At 41.5% G+C, this 18113-nt stretch carries 23 protein-coding genes; 22 read left to right on the forward strand and 1 reads right to left on the reverse strand.

Annotation, left to right across the window (positions count from 1 at the left end; genetic code table 11):
- The first annotated feature begins 9 nt into the window (after positions 1-9).
- The 10 genes from CVV44_18135 to CVV44_18180 all read left to right on the forward strand — a co-directional run bounded on the left by CVV44_18135 (position 10) and on the right by CVV44_18180 (position 5501).
- Positions 10-198 (forward strand): 50S ribosomal protein L30, encoded by a 189-nt coding sequence (locus tag CVV44_18135; GenBank protein PKL36139.1) that lies wholly within the window; start codon positions 10-12, stop codon positions 196-198.
- 11 nt (positions 199-209) lie between these two features.
- Complete coding sequence (locus CVV44_18140; protein ID PKL36140.1) at positions 210-659, forward strand: 50S ribosomal protein L15; 450 nt, start codon at positions 210-212, stop codon at positions 657-659.
- 37 nt (positions 660-696) lie between these two features.
- Positions 697-2034 (forward strand): preprotein translocase subunit SecY, encoded by a 1338-nt coding sequence (locus CVV44_18145; GenBank protein ID PKL36141.1) that lies wholly within the window; start codon positions 697-699, stop codon positions 2032-2034.
- Between the two features lie 22 nt (positions 2035-2056).
- On the forward strand, positions 2057-2275 hold the full coding sequence (locus tag CVV44_18150) for a translation initiation factor IF-1 (GenBank protein ID PKL36142.1): 219 nt from the start codon (positions 2057-2059) through the stop codon (positions 2273-2275).
- 77 nt (positions 2276-2352) lie between these two features.
- Positions 2353-2487, forward strand: coding sequence for a 50S ribosomal protein L36 (locus CVV44_18155; protein ID PKL36143.1), 135 nt, complete (start codon positions 2353-2355; stop codon positions 2485-2487).
- Positions 2488-2501: 14 nt separating this feature from the next.
- Positions 2502-2873 carry a 30S ribosomal protein S13 gene (locus CVV44_18160; protein PKL36144.1) on the forward strand — a complete coding sequence of 124 codons (372 nt, stop codon included), beginning with the start codon at positions 2502-2504 and terminating at the stop codon, positions 2871-2873.
- Positions 2874-2883: 10 nt separating this feature from the next.
- The gene (locus tag CVV44_18165) at positions 2884-3270 is read left to right on the forward strand and encodes a 30S ribosomal protein S11 (protein ID PKL36145.1); all 387 of its coding nucleotides are present in this window, start codon (positions 2884-2886) and stop codon (positions 3268-3270) included.
- A gap of 15 nt (positions 3271-3285) precedes the next feature.
- Positions 3286-3918 carry a 30S ribosomal protein S4 gene (locus CVV44_18170; protein ID PKL36146.1) on the forward strand — a complete coding sequence of 211 codons (633 nt, stop codon included), beginning with the start codon at positions 3286-3288 and terminating at the stop codon, positions 3916-3918.
- A gap of 94 nt (positions 3919-4012) precedes the next feature.
- Positions 4013-4978: a DNA-directed RNA polymerase subunit alpha gene (locus CVV44_18175; protein PKL36147.1), complete on the forward strand. Its 966-nt coding sequence runs from the start codon at positions 4013-4015 to the stop codon at positions 4976-4978.
- 13 nt (positions 4979-4991) lie between these two features.
- Positions 4992-5501 carry a 50S ribosomal protein L17 gene (locus tag CVV44_18180; GenBank protein PKL36148.1) on the forward strand — a complete coding sequence of 170 codons (510 nt, stop codon included), beginning with the start codon at positions 4992-4994 and terminating at the stop codon, positions 5499-5501.
- A gap of 68 nt (positions 5502-5569) precedes the next feature.
- Here CVV44_18180 and CVV44_18185 read toward each other — a convergent pair whose 3' ends face one another.
- Complete coding sequence (locus CVV44_18185; GenBank protein ID PKL36149.1) at positions 5570-6433, reverse strand: hypothetical protein; 864 nt, start codon at positions 6431-6433, stop codon at positions 5570-5572.
- Between the two features lie 380 nt (positions 6434-6813).
- Between CVV44_18185 and CVV44_18190 the strand changes: the two genes are divergently transcribed.
- The 12 genes from CVV44_18190 (at position 6814) to groL (ending at position 18105) form a co-directional block, all read left to right on the forward strand.
- Positions 6814-7689 carry a DUF2225 domain-containing protein gene (locus tag CVV44_18190; GenBank protein PKL36272.1) on the forward strand — a complete coding sequence of 292 codons (876 nt, stop codon included), beginning with the start codon at positions 6814-6816 and terminating at the stop codon, positions 7687-7689.
- Positions 7656-8468: a tRNA pseudouridine(38-40) synthase TruA gene (locus CVV44_18195; protein PKL36273.1), complete on the forward strand. Its 813-nt coding sequence runs from the start codon at positions 7656-7658 to the stop codon at positions 8466-8468. Before CVV44_18190 ends, CVV44_18195 begins: the two co-directional genes overlap by 34 nt.
- Positions 8469-8775: 307 nt before the next feature.
- Positions 8776-9297 (forward strand): hypothetical protein, encoded by a 522-nt coding sequence (locus CVV44_18200; GenBank protein PKL36150.1) that lies wholly within the window; start codon positions 8776-8778, stop codon positions 9295-9297.
- A 55-nt stretch (positions 9298-9352) separates the two neighbouring features.
- Positions 9353-10708: a hypothetical protein gene (locus tag CVV44_18205; GenBank protein ID PKL36151.1), complete on the forward strand. Its 1356-nt coding sequence runs from the start codon at positions 9353-9355 to the stop codon at positions 10706-10708.
- 30 nt (positions 10709-10738) lie between these two features.
- Positions 10739-11962 carry an aspartate kinase gene (locus CVV44_18210; GenBank protein PKL36152.1) on the forward strand — a complete coding sequence of 408 codons (1224 nt, stop codon included), beginning with the start codon at positions 10739-10741 and terminating at the stop codon, positions 11960-11962.
- A 3-nt stretch (positions 11963-11965) separates the two neighbouring features.
- Positions 11966-13075 carry a D-alanine--D-alanine ligase A gene (locus CVV44_18215; protein PKL36153.1) on the forward strand — a complete coding sequence of 370 codons (1110 nt, stop codon included), beginning with the start codon at positions 11966-11968 and terminating at the stop codon, positions 13073-13075.
- Positions 13068-13643, forward strand: coding sequence for a hypothetical protein (locus CVV44_18220; GenBank protein PKL36154.1), 576 nt, complete (start codon positions 13068-13070; stop codon positions 13641-13643). The genes CVV44_18215 and CVV44_18220 overlap by 8 nt, the downstream gene beginning before the upstream one ends.
- A complete protein-coding gene (locus tag CVV44_18225) occupies positions 13640-14311 on the forward strand; it encodes an HAD family phosphatase (protein ID PKL36155.1) in 672 nt (223 codons plus the stop codon). The genes CVV44_18220 and CVV44_18225 overlap by 4 nt, the downstream gene beginning before the upstream one ends.
- Before the next feature lie 73 nt (positions 14312-14384).
- Positions 14385-15140 carry a CDP-diacylglycerol--serine O-phosphatidyltransferase gene (locus CVV44_18230; protein ID PKL36156.1) on the forward strand — a complete coding sequence of 252 codons (756 nt, stop codon included), beginning with the start codon at positions 14385-14387 and terminating at the stop codon, positions 15138-15140.
- Positions 15141-15304: 164 nt separating this feature from the next.
- The gene (moaC, locus tag CVV44_18235; GenBank protein PKL36157.1) at positions 15305-15790 is read left to right on the forward strand and encodes a cyclic pyranopterin monophosphate synthase MoaC; all 486 of its coding nucleotides are present in this window, start codon (positions 15305-15307) and stop codon (positions 15788-15790) included.
- A gap of 348 nt (positions 15791-16138) precedes the next feature.
- Positions 16139-16423, forward strand: a complete 285-nt coding sequence (locus tag CVV44_18240) for a co-chaperone GroES (GenBank protein ID PKL36158.1) — start codon at positions 16139-16141, stop codon at positions 16421-16423.
- A 47-nt stretch (positions 16424-16470) separates the two neighbouring features.
- Positions 16471-18105 (forward strand): chaperonin GroEL, encoded by a 1635-nt coding sequence (gene groL, locus CVV44_18245; protein PKL36159.1) that lies wholly within the window; start codon positions 16471-16473, stop codon positions 18103-18105.
- Positions 18106-18113: the final 8 nt, after the last annotated feature.

Genomic DNA, 18113 nt, shown 5'->3' on the forward strand with positions numbered 1-18113 from the left:
GAGAGGGAAATGGCAAAGAAGCTTTTAATAAAACAAGTCCGAAGTATCATAACAGAAAAGCCCAACCAAAGGGCAACGGTCAGAGCACTCGGCCTTAGAAAGATGAACGCAGAAAGAATTCATGATGATAATTCTGTAATACGCGGAATGATTGAAAAAGTAAAACACCTTGTTGAAGTCAAAGAAATCAACGAATAGAGAGAATTTCTATGGAACAATATGAAATAAAAAGACCTGAATCCTTCAAAAAAAGAAAAAGAATTGGATGCGGTACTGGAAGCGGTCATGGTAAAACCAGTTGTCGTGGTCAAAAAGGACAGATGAGCCGATCCGGCAGTAAGCATAGGGCCTGGTTTGAGGGCGGTCAGATGCCTCTGCAAAGAAGGATTCCTAAAAGAGGATTCAATAATATTTTCAAAGCAGAATTTCAGCTGATCAATGTGTCACAGCTTAATAAGCTGAACGAAAATGTAATTGATGCTGAAACTCTATTGAAAGCAGGATTGATTAAAAAAAGTGAGACTCAGATCAAGATTCTTGGCAACGGCGAGTTAACTAAGTCAGTAAAGGTTATTGCCGATGTGTTTTCCAAGTCAGCCCAGGAAAAAATTGTAAAGGCTGGTGGAGAAGCGGTGATCAGGACAGTTGAACTCAATTAGTTTCGTCTGGTCATTAATCGGCTAAAAAGGGAATAGAATGTCAAACGTCGTTGTTAATATTTTTAAGATACCGGAACTCAGAAAGAGAATACTGTTTACAATAACGGTATTAATTATATACCGGATAGGGGCACATATACCGATTCCTGGAATAAATGTTGATGCCCTTAAAACGTATTTTGAAGAGGCACAGAGTGCGGGATTTTTAGATTTTTTCGATTTGTTTTCAGGCGGAGCATTGAAGAGATTTACGATTTTTGCTCTTGGGATCATGCCTTACATATCAGCTTCAATTATCATCGACTTGTTGAAAGTTGTATTTCCTTATCTCGATAATTTATCGAAGGAAGGAGCAGAGGGACATAAGAAATTAAGTCAATATATAAAATACGGAACAGTCTTACTTTGTACAATACAATCTTTTAGCCTCACATTCTGGATGAAATCCATGAAAACCAGAGCGGGAGGATCGGTTGTTCCCGATGATGCAGGAATAGCCTTTATAATTGTTTCAGTGATTGCAATTACGACCGGTACCATGGTACTTATGTGGCTTGGTGAGATAATAACAGAAAGAGGGATCGGAAATGGTATCTCTCTTATAATTATGGCTGGTATTATAGTTAGGGCGCCTCAGGCAATGATGCAGACCGTGAAAAAGATAAATGATACAGGTGAACCTATAGTCTTAATCATACTCATAGGTATTTTTCTACTGGTTGTAGCGGCATCAATTTTGTTGACACTGGGAGCTCGCAGAATACCCGTACAGTATGGGAAGAAAATGGTGGGAAGGACTATGACCCAGCAAACGACCCAGTTCATTCCATTGAGGGTCAATGCAGCAGGTGTAATTCCAATTATTTTTGCATCAGCGATATTGATGTTTCCTTCTCAGATCATAAATATGCTGGGTGGGAGCAAATTCGCAATATTGAACCAAATACAATATTGGCTTTCTCCAGGACAGATTCCTTATATGCTTGTGTATGCGGGGTTTATTATTTTCTTTTGCTTTTTTTATACAGCAATCAGGTTTAATCCGACTGATATAGCAGATAATTTAAAAAAATATGGTGGTTTTATTCCCGGGATAAGGCCCGGACAAAATACTGCTGAATATCTGATGGGAATACTGAACCGGATAACACTATCGGGATCAATATTCCTGGCTTTAATCGCTATTGTTCCCGATTTTATCATAAGAATATGGCCAGAACAGGTTGCACCGGAAATGGCATATCTTTTTGGCGGAACTTCTCTTTTGATTATCGTTGGTGTAGCACTTGATACATTGAAGCAGATTGAGTCACAATTACTGATGAGACATTACGGTGGATTTATAAAGAACAAACAGATCAAGGGCAGACGATAGAAATTTAAAGGATTACTAAAAAATGGCGAAAGAAGAACCCATTGAAGTTGAAGGCACAGTACTAGAACCACTTCCAAACGCAATGTTCCGGGTAAAACTTGACAATGGGCATATGGTGTTGGCGCATATTTCTGGAAAAATGAGAATGCATTATATCAGAATACTGTCAGGAGACAGGGTTACCATTGAACTTTCACCCTACGATTTAAGTCGTGGAAGGATTACATACAGGTCAAAATAGTAAATTCAGATTTATATATCATTTTTATTAGGATTGACATTATCACCATACTTTCAATATACGGATAGAGGCAATATATGAAGGTCAGAGTATCGGTTAAAAAGATTTGCAGTGATTGTAAGGTTATTAAGCGGCACGGTGTTGTCAGGGTGATATGCACAAACCCGCGACATAAGCAGCGTCAGAAAATAAGAACCTTAAAAAAACATTAAGATAAAGAGGGCATATGGCTAGGATTTCGGGTGTTGATTTACCTAATAACAAGAAAATTGAAACGGCATTGACCTATATTTATGGTATTGGTGTGTCAATGTCTCAGAAAATTTTAGCACAAACCAGTGTTGACCCCACTAGTAGAGTAAAAGATTTAACTGATGAAGAGATTAACCAGTTAAGAAAAGCCATTGATACTACCACTAAGGTTGAAGGTGATCTTAGAACGGAACAGGCAATGAATATTAAGAGGCTGATGGACATTGGATGTTATAGAGGGATTCGTCATCGACGAGGCTTACCTGTCAGAGGTCAAAATACTAAAAATAATGCCAAGACAAGAAAAGGAAATAGACGACAGCCCATGGGTAAGAAAAAGAAATAAGGAGTGAGCTGTGAAACAGAAAAAGACTAGGAAAAAAGAAAAGAAAAATATACCAGTCGGTAAAGCATTTATTCGTGCAACTTATAATAATACTATAATATCACTGACTGATATGCAGGGGAATGTAATAGCCTGGGCAACATCGGGTGGAGAGGGATTTAAAGGCTCACGAAAATCAACCCCGTTCGCCGCACAGATGGCCGCCAAATCTGCCGCTATGAAGGCTATGGATATAGCAGGCCTGAAAAGTGTAGAAGTATATGTTAAAGGTCCCGGAATCGGGCGAGAGGCGGCAATACGATCATTACATCAGACCGGATTAAATGTAACCAAGATAAAGGATGTAACACCGGTACCACATAATGGATGCCGACCCAAAAAACGCAGAAGAGTGTAACGGAGAGAATGAACTATGGCGAAGTATACGGGCCCAGTTTGTAAATTGTGTCGAAGAGAAATGCAGCAGTTGATGCTTAAAGGTCAACGATGTCTTACGGATAAATGTCCTATAAAAGGAAAGAAAAAATATCCTCCAGGACCACCCAAAAAACGCAGAACAAAAATGACTGACTATGCTGTTCAGCTCAGGGAAAAACAAAAAATAAAAAGGAGCTATGGATTGTTGGAAAAACAATTCCGTATTCTTTTTGAAAGAGCGAACAGGATGAAAGGCGTAACCGGCGATAACATGTTGTCGTTATTGGAAAGACGTCTTGATAATGTTGTTTTCAGAATGGGTTTTGCATCATCAAGAACCCAGGGCAGACAACTTATCCAGCATAATCATGTGACAGTTAATGGTAGGGTTGTAAATATACCATCATTTACAGTTAAAGAAAGTTCTGTTATTGAGATTCGTGAAAAATTCAAAACCAATGTCTTGCTGGAAGATTCAATCAAACTGGCCAAAGCTGTAGATTCAATACCTGAATGGGTTGATGTTGATTTTGATGTCAAGTCTGGTAAAATCGTCAGACTTCCTGTTCGTTCAGATGTAGTTGCAGATTTTAATGAGCAGCTTGTTGTTGAATTATATTCCAAGTAATAAGCAGTTTTTATATAATGATCATTGTGAATGAAATTAATTTTACGATTTCAGTTCTGCTTTTTGTTGTTCTAAATGAAGTACGGAGGTAGAGATGGCCCCAAGAAATTTATTAAAGGGCTTTAAAAGACCTAATAAGATTGTGTTTGAACATGCTGAATTACAGCCTAATTATGGCCGTTTTGTTGCAGAACCATTCGAAAAAGGATACGGTCTTACAATTGGTAATTCACTGAGAAGAGTGCTTCTCTCGTCTATTGAAGGAGCGGCAATAACCGCCATAAAAGTTGAAGGTGTTCCTCATGAGTTTTTTGCCATTGAGGGTGTATACGAAGATGTTACCAGAATAATTCTCAATCTGAAAAAGCTTTGCTTCAAATATGAAAGCGAAATGCCTAAAGTTATCCATATAATCAAAGACGGTCCCGGCGATTTAACGGGAGCTGATTTTGATGTTGATCCTGATATACAGGTTATGAATAAGGATCTGGTTATAGCCAAGATGAATGAAGCTGCAAAGATCGATATGGAAGTACAGGTCGAACGAGGCAGAGGTTATATACCCGCGGAAATGAATAAGTCTAATACTGAGGCTGTTGGTGTAATCCCAATTGACTCAATATTTTCGCCCATCAAGAAAGTTAATGTACGAGTTGAAGATACCAGGGTTGGGCAGAGAACCGACTATGATAAACTGATTCTCGAAATATGGACCGACGGCTCAATTTCTCCTGAAGATGCACTGGCTCATGCGGCAAAGATTATAAAAGATCACATGACGATCTTTATAAATTTTGAAGAAGAGGTTGAGGAGGAGATTGAAGTAATCGATGAAAATATCGAAAAAATGAAATCTCTTCTGGCAAAATCTATTGATGAAGTTGAACTTTCAGTCAGGGCGTACAATACACTCAAGAGCCTTGATATTTCAACTCTTGAACAACTGGTGAGAAAAACTGAAGATGAATTAAGAAAATCAAAACACTATAGTGATATAGTCTTGAAAGAAATCAAATCAAAACTTGAGGTTCTTCATCTCAGTCTTGGATTAAAGGACTAATACGAGGTTTGTAATGAGAAATAGAAACAGTGTTAAACAATTAGGAAAAACATATTCCCATAGAAAGGCAATGTTTAATAATATGGTAACATCTTTGTTTAACCATGAAAGAATTATAACAACTAAGCAGAAAGGAAAGGAATTAAAAAAGATTTCTGAAAAAATGATTACAAAAGCAAAAAGAAATCTTGATCTTACCGATTCTGAAGCTGAAAAAAAGCTTCATAACAAGCGTGAAATAATGAAGCACATTAAAAACAGGGACATTGTTAAAAAACTCTTTGAAGATATTGCACCTCGGTTTAAAACTCGCAACGGAGGATACACTAGAATGTATCTCCTGGGAAGAAGACCTGGCGATGCGGCTGAAATGGCCATTGTAGAACTGGTTGAGAGAGTACATAAGTCCGAGAAAAAAGAAGCAAAAACCGAAGGAAAAGAGAAAGAGAAAGAGAAAGAGAAAGAGAAAGAGAAAGAGAAAGAGAAAGAGAAAAAGAAAAAGAAGAGCAAAGAAGACAAATAGAAATTGATACTATAAAATAAAAAAGGTGACTATAACGGTCACCTTTTTTTGTGCCTTGGTATATATTGTTATTTGTGCTCTGACAGTCTTCTTTGCTCTACCGTGTATAGCAGATTGAGATTGTCAATAGCATCAACCTTGAATTCCTTAGGTATTCTATCATCAAAAATCGGGGTAAGCTGTCCCTGTGTCAGGTTATATTTTCTGACGATGTCCCCCAACTCATTAATCTTTCTAATTTTATGTATCTCAATGCCATACTGCTTTGCCTGGCGGCAGAAGATAACCACATCCATATATCGGTCTATTATATAATCCATATTTTGAGATGTTATTTTTTTCTTATTTTTTAGTATGACAATTTCAGGATCTTCATATAATCGTTTTGAATAATGATAATTCTGGTATCCGCTTTTTATATATCGCTCAATAGTTTCACGGTCTCTGAAGAAGTGGTAATCAAGATGAGTGTATTTGTCAGTATATGGCTGGACTCCATTGAGAGGATCAAAAGGTTTATGAAAATATTTAGCAAAACTGCTGTCCTTGCTGAAATCAATTATAATATCGAATGATTCCTTGGAGGTTGAATCGAGTATACTTTTTGTTCTTTCAAGATAGTCCTTTGCAATCTGTTCCATGAAAACCATCAGATCGGCTTTAAGTGCCTTGAACTTAAGAACTGAGGAAGTGAAGTCCTGACCGTAATAATCTTCTCCCGCCGCCTGGAATTGAGCCTTGATTTTTTCATACGATTTTGTTTTTTCCTCGGTTGGGAAATTCTCAACGATGGTTCTTAATTTACGTAAAATATCAATAGTAAATTTATAATCTTTTGCAGCCTTTACAGAGGCTGAAATAGCCTGCGTATCATGATGTATAAAGCAGATGGTAGGTATAAGAATTGAAATTAAAATTATTTTAAATTTCATGATGTCTCCTTACAGGTCATGGCTCAATCATGCAAAATGTTTCCCTTTATTATGCTTATACCGTGGAAACAGGTGTACAATATTTTATCGGAATTTGTTTTTAATATCTTGATATTAAAGCGTCTTTGAAAATGATTATATCAAAAAGATAATTGATTTTTTATGGTTATTCATCGTAATGTACTAACTTATTGTTTGTAATATTTCCGTGAAATGTATACTTGATATAAATGATGCTGATAGTTGAGATTCATATTAAAAACAAGTAATTTGCACAATGTATTGTTCCCTCGTGATAAATTGAATGGCAGTAATCCAAGTTTAGTATTTAAAATTGATCCATGGATTTAATGGGTCCCGGGAATAAATGGAGATTTCTGATGGAAGCACAAAAGAAAATATCTTTCAGGCAAAAGAACTCGACAATGTGCCCTGTATGTTCCTATGAATTTTACCGTGAAGAGCTTTTTTCGGGGGGAGGGCGTCTTATCGCGGGGAAACTAACCGATGAGCTTCGACGACTCTATGAGGATAATAAAAAATTTGGCAATATCATTCCGATGGTTTACCAGGTTACAGTTTGTCCGAGTTGCTTATACGCCGCATACCCCAGGGATTTTAACACTCTCGAGATCCAGGAAGTTGATAAACTTCGTGAGTTGATTCCCGCAAGGAAAAGTGCAGTGGCTAAATTTTTTGGCAATATAAACTTCAATCAGGATAGAAACCTTGTCCTTGGAGCTTCCTCGTATATGTTGTCAATGGATTGTTATAATGTAAGAAACAAAAAGGTGGCCCCGACGTTCAAAAATGCTGTTTCAGCAATCCGCGCAGCATGGCTTTTCAATGATTTAGCGCTAGAAAATCCGGAAAAAGATTTTAAAAAGATATCCCTCTTTTTTTACAAAAAGGCCTATCAGTACTATATGCGCATTCTTGACCTGATACAAACCGGTGAAGAGCCTACGGATGCGGCTGGAAATATGGGTCCTGATACGGATAAAAACTGGGGATATGACGGTATTCTTTATGTTTCCGCGGTTCTGACCGTTAAAATCGGTGCCAGGGAAAAGGAAATAGCCAAAAGAATTGAAAATTTTGAGAAAAGCAAGAGATATTTAAGCAGGCTCTTTGGCATTGGAAAACAATCCAAGACAAAACCAGGAGAGTTGCTGGATAAAACAAGACTTCTTTATGACAAGATTAATGAGATGCTGGAAGAATGGAATCAGGAAATAGGGAAAAGCGACGTCTAGCGCTTGTCATTCAGTATGATGGAACCGCCTTCAACGGACTACAGGTGCAGAACAACGGCAGGACGGTGCAGGGAGAACTGGAAAATGCTCTGCATATTCTAACTAAGGAAAATGTTCGAATCTATGCATCGGGAAGAACGGATGCGGGTGTTCACGCCCTGGGACAGGTTGTCCATTTTGACTGTGAAAGCGATTTGAAGATTGAAAGGCTGTGTATTGGTCTCAATGGAATTCTTGACAGAGATGTGTCGGTGCGGAAAATATATGAGGTAGATCACAATTTTCATGCACGATATTCAGCGCGGGAGAGGGAGTATATGTATAAAATATATAATCACCCGCAGAGAAGTCCTTTCATGCAGTACAGAGCTATGTGGGTCAACCATCCCCTTGATACCGATTATCTTTCTGAAACGTTATCCTATCTTGTGGGTGAACATGATTTTGCCTCCTTCTGTAAGAAAAAGTCACGCATGGAAAATACCGTAAGAAAGATAAATGGCATATCAGTGCACCGGGATGGGGATTATGTTAATATCATCATCAACGGTAACGCCTTTCTGCATAATATGATACGGATAATTATCGGTACCTCTCTTGAAATGTTCAGGCAAGGTAAGAACCCATCGTTAATGAAGAAGATTCTGGCGCAGAAGGATCGGGATCTCGGGGGAGTAACGGCACCTGCTTATGGATTGTATCTGAATAGAGTCATGTATGATCCGGATCTATCTTCGATAAAAGCTTCATTTGGTGATTTTCAGGAATCTTCTAAGTGATGTAAAACAATGCGTCATTCTCAGCCGTAATATGTGCCCTGTCATGTTAATTAATGTATTTGACATATATCGTGAGTTGCCGATCATTAGCGCTTAATTATGTAACAAAGTGCTTATGCGGGTCTCAAACCAAATGTATGCTGTCGAGTCACATGCGCATGTTGCTGCTTTGAGCTCCGGATATTTAAAATACTGCAAATCAAATATGGCTGTAATGTCAGGATGTGAGATGAATTTACAAATCAAGAGAAATGTTATGAACTATAATAGAATATTGTCTGTTTTTGCAGGTCTTTGTCTGCTGTTCATGTCCTCACAGGTTTTTGCCTTTGAAAGCAGAAAGGATTATTTTCTGAGACCGCAAATAGGCGGATGGTTCGGACCTATCACCCCCATATATAAAACCGCAGATCTTGTGGATGCAAGTATCGGCGGCGGATTGTTTTTCCGTTACAATACTCCTTATAGACCGATAAAGGTCGGTGTTGATTCATCATACCAGTTTTTCCCTTCAAAGGGGGTAAACAGGATGCATTTTATCCCTCTGTATGCCAGCGCGATTTATCTTCTACCGATCAACCTTCCGGTGAAACTGCAGGTCAAGGGCGGTTTCGGCGGGGCATATATTCATATTTTTCCCGATGATCGGGGCCGCTGGGACCCCTTGTTCATGACTGGTATAGAGATGTCCTTTCCCGCTGGAAGGGTCATCAACATCGGGGCACGCATAGATTATATTTATGTGTATGAAGGATATCTCAACGGGGCGAAAATGGGAGGACACTTTCTTAATACGGGAATAGCACTTTTTTTCAATGTTAATTTTTGATATTTTTAATTGATTGATCTCCAGTGAATAATTTCAATATGGCGGAAAGTTTAATATGATGACCAGGATAATAAAAAATACATTATTACTCGTAGCTCTTGGGGCTGCAGTTCCGGGTTGCTGGGACAGGCCGCTCTTTACTGAGCTGGCCACTAACAGGCTCGAGGTGCGGCTTAAAGGTACCTATGCATCTAATGATGAAAGAGCATGGCAGGCACCCGTAAATGTCAATGATGGTTCGATTGATGATTATCCACCGACTGACGTTACTACTATTGCTGATTTGCCAGATTCTTTTAAGTTCGATATCGCCGAGATGCGTCTTTCCGGTGGCGGTTCTAAAGATATGAAGTTCAGCATATACCGGCAGACCTACACTGTGGGGATTGATGATACCGATGTTTTTTTTAATGACGGGATAATCCTTGATAACGACGATCCCGAGCCGGACAGGACCTATACGCATATAAAGATATACTTCCGCAAGATGATTTTCGACAAGGCGATGAAATATGAACTGTCGGCAGACGGCTGGTCGGCCGGTGAACCGACCGAGGTTATTTTCAGGGAACATACAACCGAGGGTTTTGACTTCAACCAGCTTCAGACCAATTATCTCTACGATACCTGGCGGCTCGAGAGTGATTCAACGAACAGAATTTTTCCCGTGACGATCCCTATTGAGGGAGGCCTTACTTTCGATAATGACACGGATAAAACCGTTCTCGAAGTGCGCTTTGTGGTTAAGAACTTTATTAAGAAATATGAATATGACCGTTTTGATTATACGGCCGACAACCCCTTTGTGGCTCATTTCTTCGGTCTCAGTGACTGGCTGCGCGACGTGCAGCCCGGGGATCTCCAGTCGGGAAGCGCCGCGATAGGGGGGAATATTCTGGCTGTGGCACGGGCTTATGTTCCGGGTAGGACTGGTTCAATTTATGGAACTGTCGATGGCATTCCTGCCAATGGAGACTACATTGTAGCGGTACCTGATGGAGAATTGATAAGCGACTATGTTGTAGCTGCTGATTTAAGGAGTACTAATGTTGGGAATTGTGATGCGCCAAAAGCTCCATCGGGAGCAGGATCAATATCGGCCCTGCTGGATTATTATTTGAAATATGAGAAATATAAAGCGGACATGAATGCTTTTATTATTTCATGTGTTGATCAAGATACCTTTGAAACTGAATGGTCCGCTTATAGCACAGCCGCTGATGCATTCAAGCTGCCTCTTCTTGCAACAGTTGCCAGTGGAGGTAACTATGCCATCGAAAATGTTTCCCCTGGAAGATATGATTTGTATTATGCATCCCCACCTGCGTTCGGTGAACTGTTTTCAAATTTCACGGCAGGCCCTCAGGATGTTGATGTGGCTGCGGGTTCAGCGATTGAACTAAATTTATGATGTTCAGAATAATCGAATGATTTAATAAAAATGACTGACAGAATCATCGTTCAGAAATACGGCGGCACCTCGGTAAAGAATGCCGAGCGCATTAAGGCCGTAGCTGCCCGCATCAGGGGATATGTGGAACGAGGCTACCGGGTCGTGGTGGTGGTCTCGGCCATGGGACAGACCACGGACGAGCTGCTGGACCTGGCATCGCAGATTACGGCGAACCCGAGCCGGCGCGAGCTGGATATGCTTCTCTCTACGGGCGAACAGGTATCCATATCACTCCTTGCCATGGCCATGCATGAACTGGGCGTACAGGCCGTATCCCATACGGGAGCCCAGGTGAAGGTGCTGACCGACGGCAATTTCACCGATGCAAAAATTGAAAGCATTTCAGCGGACCGGATGAAGAGCTCCCTGGAGAAAAACGATGTTGTCATCGTGGCCGGATTCCAGGGCATCGACAACGAGGAGAATATCACCACACTGGGCCGCGGCGGTTCCGACACCTCGGCAGTGGCCCTTGCTGCCGTGCTGGGCGTGCGGGACTGCGAGATATACACCGACGTGAACGGCGTGTATACGGCCGATCCCCGGATTATTGAAAAGACCAGGAAACTGAAGGAAATCAGCTATGAAGAAATGCTGGAGCTCTCCCGTCTTGGCGCAGGAGTGCTCCATTCCAGGTCAGTGGAGTTCGCAAAAAAATTTAATGTGCGCCTCCACGTGAGGTCCAGCTATAACTTTGAGGAAGGAACCATTGTTATGCCCCGGGAGGAGATGATGGAGAAATTTATTATAAGCGGCGTCACATCGAAAAAGAACGAGGCCAAGATCAGCATACGTGATCTTGACGATAAGCCGGGCATAGCAGCCGAGCTTTTTAAATCCATGGGTGATGAAAAATTATATGTCAATATGATTGTTCAGTCCACTGGATTCAATAACCGGGCTTCAATCTCATTTACGGTGTTGAAAAGCGACCTGAAAAGGGCCCGGGAAATCTGTGAGGACCTGAAAGGAAAGCTTGGGGCATCGTCAATCGACTATAAGGAAGATATTGCCATAGTATCGGCCGTGGGAGTGGGCATGCTTTCTTCCTATGGTGTTGCGGCCAGGATGTTCAGAGTTCTGGCCGATGAGGGAATCAATATTGATATGATCTCCACGTCGGAAATCGGCATCTCCTGCGTTATTGACAGCAAGTATACGGAACTGGCTCTGACAATTATACATAAAGAATTTCTTGAAGAGGAGCAATAGTCGATGATTACTGTTGGAGTCCTGTACGGCGGGAGGTCAGGGGAACATGATGTGTCTCTCTGTTCTGCGGCATCGGTAGTTGCATCCCTGGACCGTTCAAAATATGAAGTGGTTGCCATAGGCATCGACCGGGACGGGCGATGGTATGTTCAGGATGAGCCGGTAATTGTAGATGATAAAGATTTCGGCAGAAAAATGAACCTGGAACGCAAGGGAAACTGGACTGTCAATCATTACGAGAAAGGAAACGCCCTCGTACTGCGTGACAGCGATTCGGATAAAGAGGTTGCTGTCGATGTGGTCTTTCCCGTGATACACGGGACCTTTTGTGAGGATGGGACCCTGCAGGGGCTTCTTGAGCTGGCCATGGTTCCCTATGTGGGGGCTGATGTTGCAGGTTCGGCGATCGGTATGGATAAGGATGTTTCCAAACGTCTCCTCAGGGACGGAGGGATTCCCGTTGTTCCCTGGAAAATAATAACTCACCGTGACTGGTCAAGCAACCGAAAGAAGATAGCGGCTGATATTAATGATGCTTTCGCCTACCCACTGTTTGTTAAACCATGCAGCGCCGGTTCATCAGTAGGAGTAAAGAAGGTGAATGAGCCGGCTTTACTGGAAGAGTCCGTTGATTTTGCATTGCGTTTTGACAATAAAATTATGATTGAGGATGGCATTGCAGCGCGGGAGATCGAATGCGCGGTTCTGGGCAATGATGATCCCGAAGCCTCATACCTGGGAGAGATTATTCCGAAGCATGAATTCTATTCTTACGAGGCGAAATATATAGACAGCCAGGGCGCTGAGCTGGTTATCCCCGCCAACATTGATGAATTTCTTTCAGCCGATATCAGGGAGGCGGCTGTCCAGGCATTCCGTATTCTTAATTGTAGCGGTATGGCGCGTGTTGATTTTTTCCTTGAGCGAGGCAGCAGTAACTATTACCTGAATGAGATAAATACACTACCCGGGTTTACAAGCATCAGCATGTATCCCAAGCTGTGGGAATACACGGGTCTTTCCTATGCCAGACTTCTTGATAAGCTGATAGACCTGGCCCGTCAACGGCACGCGGAACGAAAAAGAATATCAACGGAGCTCGCACATGTTTGATTGGTTAAAAATACTTCAGATAGTTCTAAAAATTTTATTCTGGGGCGCTATCCCCCTGGCAGTAATATATTATCGTTATAAAAAGACCATCACGACGGGATTTGCCGTGGGCATAATTATATCAACCTTTTTGCTTGGTCTCATGTCCGTAGCCACGGTGAAACAGGATCCCATTAAAGTATTCATGGATAGGATAAATAGCCGGAATTATGAGGAGTCGAAAAAAGCCTACAAGATAATTATCCAATATGGGCCGGAATACCTCGAAAAGATCGATGAATCACAGATACTCGATCTGGTATTCTTTGAAAAGTTAAAAAAGGATATTCAGGATGAATACTTCGATATATCATCACGCTACGTAGACCAGTTCACTGTTGCGGGAGACAGCGATTGCAAGGATTTGATTACTCAGCAGAAATATCTTCATAATCTCAAGCATGCCGTTACGCTGCTGAATTATTCCAGAAGCATAGGGAAAGCCCATGAGGATCTTGAGAAAAAACTCCAGTCCAAGATTCAGGATGGAGAAAAATCTATGGCCGAAATGGAAGAACGCTGTGATTGAAAATTGCTCCCCGTCATATGAAAGAAATTACTAATATCCTTTTTGATCTCGATGGTGTACTGATAAATTCCATGCCGGTTCATGCCAGGGCCTGGAAGAAGACATTCAGCGCACTGGGTATTGTCCTTGAAGATATCGACATTTACAGGCGTGAGGGAATGTCAGGCCCCGCTTCTATTCGTGACATTTTCCTTGAAAAAAAAATGCCCCTACCTGACGAAGAAAGTCTTATTGGAATAATTGAAAGCAAACATACTTTCTTTCAAAAAAATGAAATCAGGCTATTTGCAGAAATTGATGATATCATCAATATTTTAAAGAGCAGGAAAATTCGCATGGGACTGGTGACGGGATCGCACCGGGCTACCGTGGATGAGACAGTACCTCCGGGAATAATTCAGTCAATGTCGGTGATCGTCACTTCCGATGATGTTTTGCACGGCAAGCCCCATCCGGAATCATACATAAAGGCGCTAAAAAAGATTGGGGCGAAAGTTGATTCAACACTGGTAATTGAGAATGCCCCCATGGGGATCAGGGCCGCTAAAAATGCAGGTCTTTTATGCTATGCCGTGGAAACGACCCTGCCGAAGGAATATTTGAGCGAGGCCGATGTTATTTTTTCTGATCATCGCGCTTTGCAGCGGCATTTTTTGATGTATTTATAGGGATTGTTTTTTTATTGACATGATACTGTTACTGTAACTATCTTAGGTAAAAATTAATGTATCAGGAGCCGGCATGACAGAGAAAAGGGCTATCATACCAAACACATTCACTATGACAAACATGGTGTTGGGTTTTATTGCCATTATAATGGCCAGCAGGGGAAATCCCGAGTCTATTGCCATTGCTGGTGTTCTTGTTTTTGTCGCTTCTTTTTTTGATTTTATCGATGGTGCCACAGCCAGGGCCTTGAAGGTTACCAGCCCGATTGGCATCCAGCTCGATTCTCTTGCGGACGAAATTGCTTACGGTATCGCTCCTGGTTTTATCGCTTATCAGGCCTATCTTTCAAAGATGCCCGACGCTGGATTTCTTGGGCTGAACTGGGGTATGATAATTGCACCGATTTTCCCCATTTGCGCAACGTACAGGCTGGCAAAGTTTAATATTGAAGGCTCAGGCAAGAAGGGGTTTACCGGACTACCTTCACCGGCTGCGGGTATTTTTATAGCATCAATACCGGCTCTGCCTTTTTCAAGAATTCCCTTCATTGGGAAAATTAATTTTCAATTTCCCATTGAATTATTTGTTCCGATCTTTGCCATTGTAGCACTATTGATGGTTTCAGAAGTTGATTATATGAAACTTTTTTCTGATATAGCCAGCAAGGGGAAAGCAGCCATTATGATAACCACGGTTATAAATATACTGCTGCTTTATTACTTTAATATGTGGTCTGTTTTTGCCTTCACCAGTCTATATATCATGGCAGGTATCGTATTTTATATATACCGCTGTATCTGGAAAAAGGAATGTTCCGAAGAAAGCTAATTGAGTTATTAATATTATAAGCGATATTGTTGCTTGACATCCTTCCCCCCTTTTATCACCGTTGCGGATGTCTTCTGGTAATCCTTTTCTAATTGTATTAATACGAATATTTGCCTGAATTCAAGTGTTTTTATGTGTTTAGAATTTTATTTTCCGGAGTTGAAATGGAAGAATTTTCTCATTATTCCAGTGACGGGACATCTAAAATGGTGGATGTCTCCGAGAAAGACATAACCAGGAGAACAGCCCGTGCCTGTGGGTTTGTCAGCATGTCACCTGAAACACTGGAACTGATTGAAAGAAGGCTGCTTCCTAAGGGTGATCTGTTTGAAGTAGCACGTATTGCCGGTATTCTGGCAGCAAAAAGAACTGCTGAGCTTATTCCCATGTGTCACCCACTGTCATTATCATATGTGGATCTGGGCATTGAAATAAAGAAGGAAAAAGGCGGTATTGAAGTGACTTCCGAAATAAGACTCCATGGTAAAACCGGTGCTGAGATGGAGGCATTGACTGCCGTATCTGTGGCCGCTTTGACTATTTATGATATGTGCAAGGCAGTGGACAAATGTATGGTAATTGGTGAAATTCAAGTAGTAGAGAAGAAAGGTGGAAAGTCAGACATCAGTGCCGGGGAAAAGCGAGTATAATGATTTTTAGAATTAGAGATATACATAGTTTAAGTGTTAAAACGCTGAATTAATTAGAAATGTTTGAAAATTTGAGAAAAATTGATTTATTTTGCAATAAATAGCTACAATTGCCTTTATTTGCCTTATATTAGACTTGATGAACTATAGAAATATTGTGTATTAATAACTTGTTAGCACTCATTTTATTGAGTGCTAACAAATATCTTCTGAACTGACTGAAACAGTAATAAAAATACAATTCGATACTCATTCGGAAACTAAGAACTAAATGTATTCACGCTACTGCTTTTATACAGGTTAGTAAATAAACTATTCAGTAATATTAAATAATTAAGGAGGACGTACGTGGCTATTAAACCAATTGGAGACAGAATTCTCATTGAAGCCGTGGAAGAAGAAATTGCCAAGGTGGGATCACTTTTTGTACCGGATACAGCTAAGGAAAAACCCCAGCAAGGAAAGGTAGTTGCCGTTGGCGAAGGTCGACGTGATGGTGATAAGCTGATACCACTGACAGTTAAGGTTGGCGATACTATTCTTTACGGAAAGTATTCAGGCACAGAGATCAAGTATAATGAAAAGGAATATTTGATTCTCTCAGAAACTGATGTGCTGGCAATCGTAGACTGATGTGAGAAATTTCACAAGAAAAAATCAAAAAGATAAGAGGACGAAAAATGGCAAAAGTTTTACAGTATAATGAAGAAGCTCGACGATCGATTTTACAGGGTGTGGTTAAACTCGCCGATGCTGTAAAGGTAACTCTGGGACCCAGAGGAAGAAATGTCGTGATCGATAAGAAGTTCGGCTCACCGACGGTGACAAAGGATGGCGTTACTGTCGCCAAGGAAATCGAGCTGGAAGATCATTTTGAAAATATGGGCGCCCAGATGGTTAAAGAGGTGGCAACCAAAACCAACGATATAGCTGGTGATGGTACCACTACGGCTACTATTCTTGCCGAGGCGATTTACAGGGAAAGCCTGAAAAATGTAACAGCCGGTGCTAATCCCATGAGCCTGAAGAGGGGTATTGACAAGGCTGTTGAGGCGGCAGTTAGTTTTATAGCAACCACTGCACGCGAGATTAAAGATAAAAAAGAGATTGCCCAGGTTGCTTCCATTTCTGCAAACAATGATGATGAAATCGGCGAACTGATTGCAGATGCCATGGATAAAGTCGGTAAGGATGGAGTTATCACCGTGGAAGAAGCAAAATCCATCGAGACCCATCTGGAAGTTGTCGAGGGGATGCAGTTTGACCGCGGTTATATTTCTCCTTACATGGCTACTGATCCTGATACCATGTCCGCCATTATCGAAGATGCCTACATCCTTATCCATGATAAAAAGGTTTCTTCCATGAAAGATCTTCTGCCCGTTCTGGAAAAGGTTGCCCAGGCAGGCCGGCCGTTGCTCATTATTGCCGAAGATGTGGAAGGCGAGGCGCTGGCAACGATAGTTGTTAACACTCTTCGCAAAACGATTTCCTGTGTCGCTGTCAAAGCTCCAGGTTTTGGAGACAGAAGGAAAGCGATGCTGGAAGATTTAGCCGTTCTCACCCGTGGCCAGGTGATCTCTGAAGATCTGGGCATGAGGCTCGACAACACAACGGTTGAAATGCTCGGAAGAGCCAAAAAGATAATAATCGACAAGGAAAACACCACGATTATCGAAGGCGCTGGATCCCAGAAGGAAGTGCAGGGGAGAATCGCCCAGATACAGAAGCAGATAGAAGAATCGACCTCTGATTATGATATCGAAAAGCTGCAGGAAAGGAAAGCCAAGCTTGCCGGTGGGGTTGCTGTAATAAATGTCGGCGCAGCTACTGAAATCGAATTGAAAGAGAAGAAAGCGCGTGTTGAAGATGCACTTTCAGCAACCAGGTCGGCCGTTGAGGAGGGAATTGTTTCCGGCGGTGGATTGACGCTTATCGCGGCTCAGAAGGCTGTTAGAGAGGCCATGGCTAAATTGACTGGCGACGAGAAAATCGGCGCTGAAATTATCCTTAAGTCCATTGAAGCTCCCATGAAACAGATTGCTTTTAATGCCGGTCTTGAAGGATCGGTTATCGTGGAAAAAGCGAAAAATGAAAAGCCCGGAATCGGCTTTAACGCATCTACATTTGAGTGGGTTGACATGATCAAGGCCGGCATCATAGATCCTGCCAAGGTTGTGAGAACAGCTCTGCAGAATGCGGCTTCAGTATCAGGTATGATGTGTACGACAGAGGTTCTGATTACGGATAAACCGGAAGAGAATGCTCCTATGGGAATGCCCGGTATGGGTGGCGGAATGCCAGGTATGATGTAACACATACC

It is taken from the genome of Spirochaetae bacterium HGW-Spirochaetae-1 (genome assembly GCA_002839375.1).
Lineage (GTDB): Bacteria > Spirochaetota > UBA4802 > UBA4802 > UBA5550 > PGXY01.

What these genes read in the sequence shown, in the direction of transcription:
- CVV44_18135 (PKL36139.1), top strand. Translation starts at nt 10, where the DNA reads ATGGCAAAGAAGCTTTTAATAAAACAAGTCCGAAGTATCATAACAGAA.
- CVV44_18140 (PKL36140.1), top strand. Translation starts at nt 210, where the DNA reads ATGGAACAATATGAAATAAAAAGACCTGAATCCTTCAAAAAAAGAAAA.
- CVV44_18145 (PKL36141.1), top strand. Translation starts at nt 697, where the DNA reads ATGTCAAACGTCGTTGTTAATATTTTTAAGATACCGGAACTCAGAAAG.
- CVV44_18150 (PKL36142.1), top strand. Translation starts at nt 2,057, where the DNA reads ATGGCGAAAGAAGAACCCATTGAAGTTGAAGGCACAGTACTAGAACCA.
- CVV44_18155 (PKL36143.1), top strand. Translation starts at nt 2,353, where the DNA reads ATGAAGGTCAGAGTATCGGTTAAAAAGATTTGCAGTGATTGTAAGGTT.
- CVV44_18160 (PKL36144.1), top strand. Translation starts at nt 2,502, where the DNA reads ATGGCTAGGATTTCGGGTGTTGATTTACCTAATAACAAGAAAATTGAA.
- CVV44_18170 (PKL36146.1), top strand. Translation starts at nt 3,286, where the DNA reads ATGGCGAAGTATACGGGCCCAGTTTGTAAATTGTGTCGAAGAGAAATG.
- CVV44_18175 (PKL36147.1), top strand. Translation starts at nt 4,013, where the DNA reads ATGGCCCCAAGAAATTTATTAAAGGGCTTTAAAAGACCTAATAAGATT.
- CVV44_18180 (PKL36148.1), top strand. Translation starts at nt 4,992, where the DNA reads ATGAGAAATAGAAACAGTGTTAAACAATTAGGAAAAACATATTCCCAT.
- CVV44_18185 (PKL36149.1), bottom strand. Translation starts at nt 6,433, where the DNA reads ATGAAATTTAAAATAATTTTAATTTCAATTCTTATACCTACCATCTGC.
- CVV44_18190 (PKL36272.1), top strand. Translation starts at nt 6,814, where the DNA reads ATGGAAGCACAAAAGAAAATATCTTTCAGGCAAAAGAACTCGACAATG.
- CVV44_18195 (PKL36273.1), top strand. Translation starts at nt 7,656, where the DNA reads ATGGAATCAGGAAATAGGGAAAAGCGACGTCTAGCGCTTGTCATTCAG.
- CVV44_18200 (PKL36150.1), top strand. Translation starts at nt 8,776, where the DNA reads ATGTCCTCACAGGTTTTTGCCTTTGAAAGCAGAAAGGATTATTTTCTG.
- CVV44_18205 (PKL36151.1), top strand. Translation starts at nt 9,353, where the DNA reads ATGATGACCAGGATAATAAAAAATACATTATTACTCGTAGCTCTTGGG.
- CVV44_18210 (PKL36152.1), top strand. Translation starts at nt 10,739, where the DNA reads ATGACTGACAGAATCATCGTTCAGAAATACGGCGGCACCTCGGTAAAG.
- CVV44_18215 (PKL36153.1), top strand. Translation starts at nt 11,966, where the DNA reads ATGATTACTGTTGGAGTCCTGTACGGCGGGAGGTCAGGGGAACATGAT.
- CVV44_18220 (PKL36154.1), top strand. Translation starts at nt 13,068, where the DNA reads ATGTTTGATTGGTTAAAAATACTTCAGATAGTTCTAAAAATTTTATTC.
- CVV44_18230 (PKL36156.1), top strand. Translation starts at nt 14,385, where the DNA reads ATGACAGAGAAAAGGGCTATCATACCAAACACATTCACTATGACAAAC.
- moaC (PKL36157.1), top strand. Translation starts at nt 15,305, where the DNA reads ATGGAAGAATTTTCTCATTATTCCAGTGACGGGACATCTAAAATGGTG.
- groL (PKL36159.1), top strand. Translation starts at nt 16,471, where the DNA reads ATGGCAAAAGTTTTACAGTATAATGAAGAAGCTCGACGATCGATTTTA.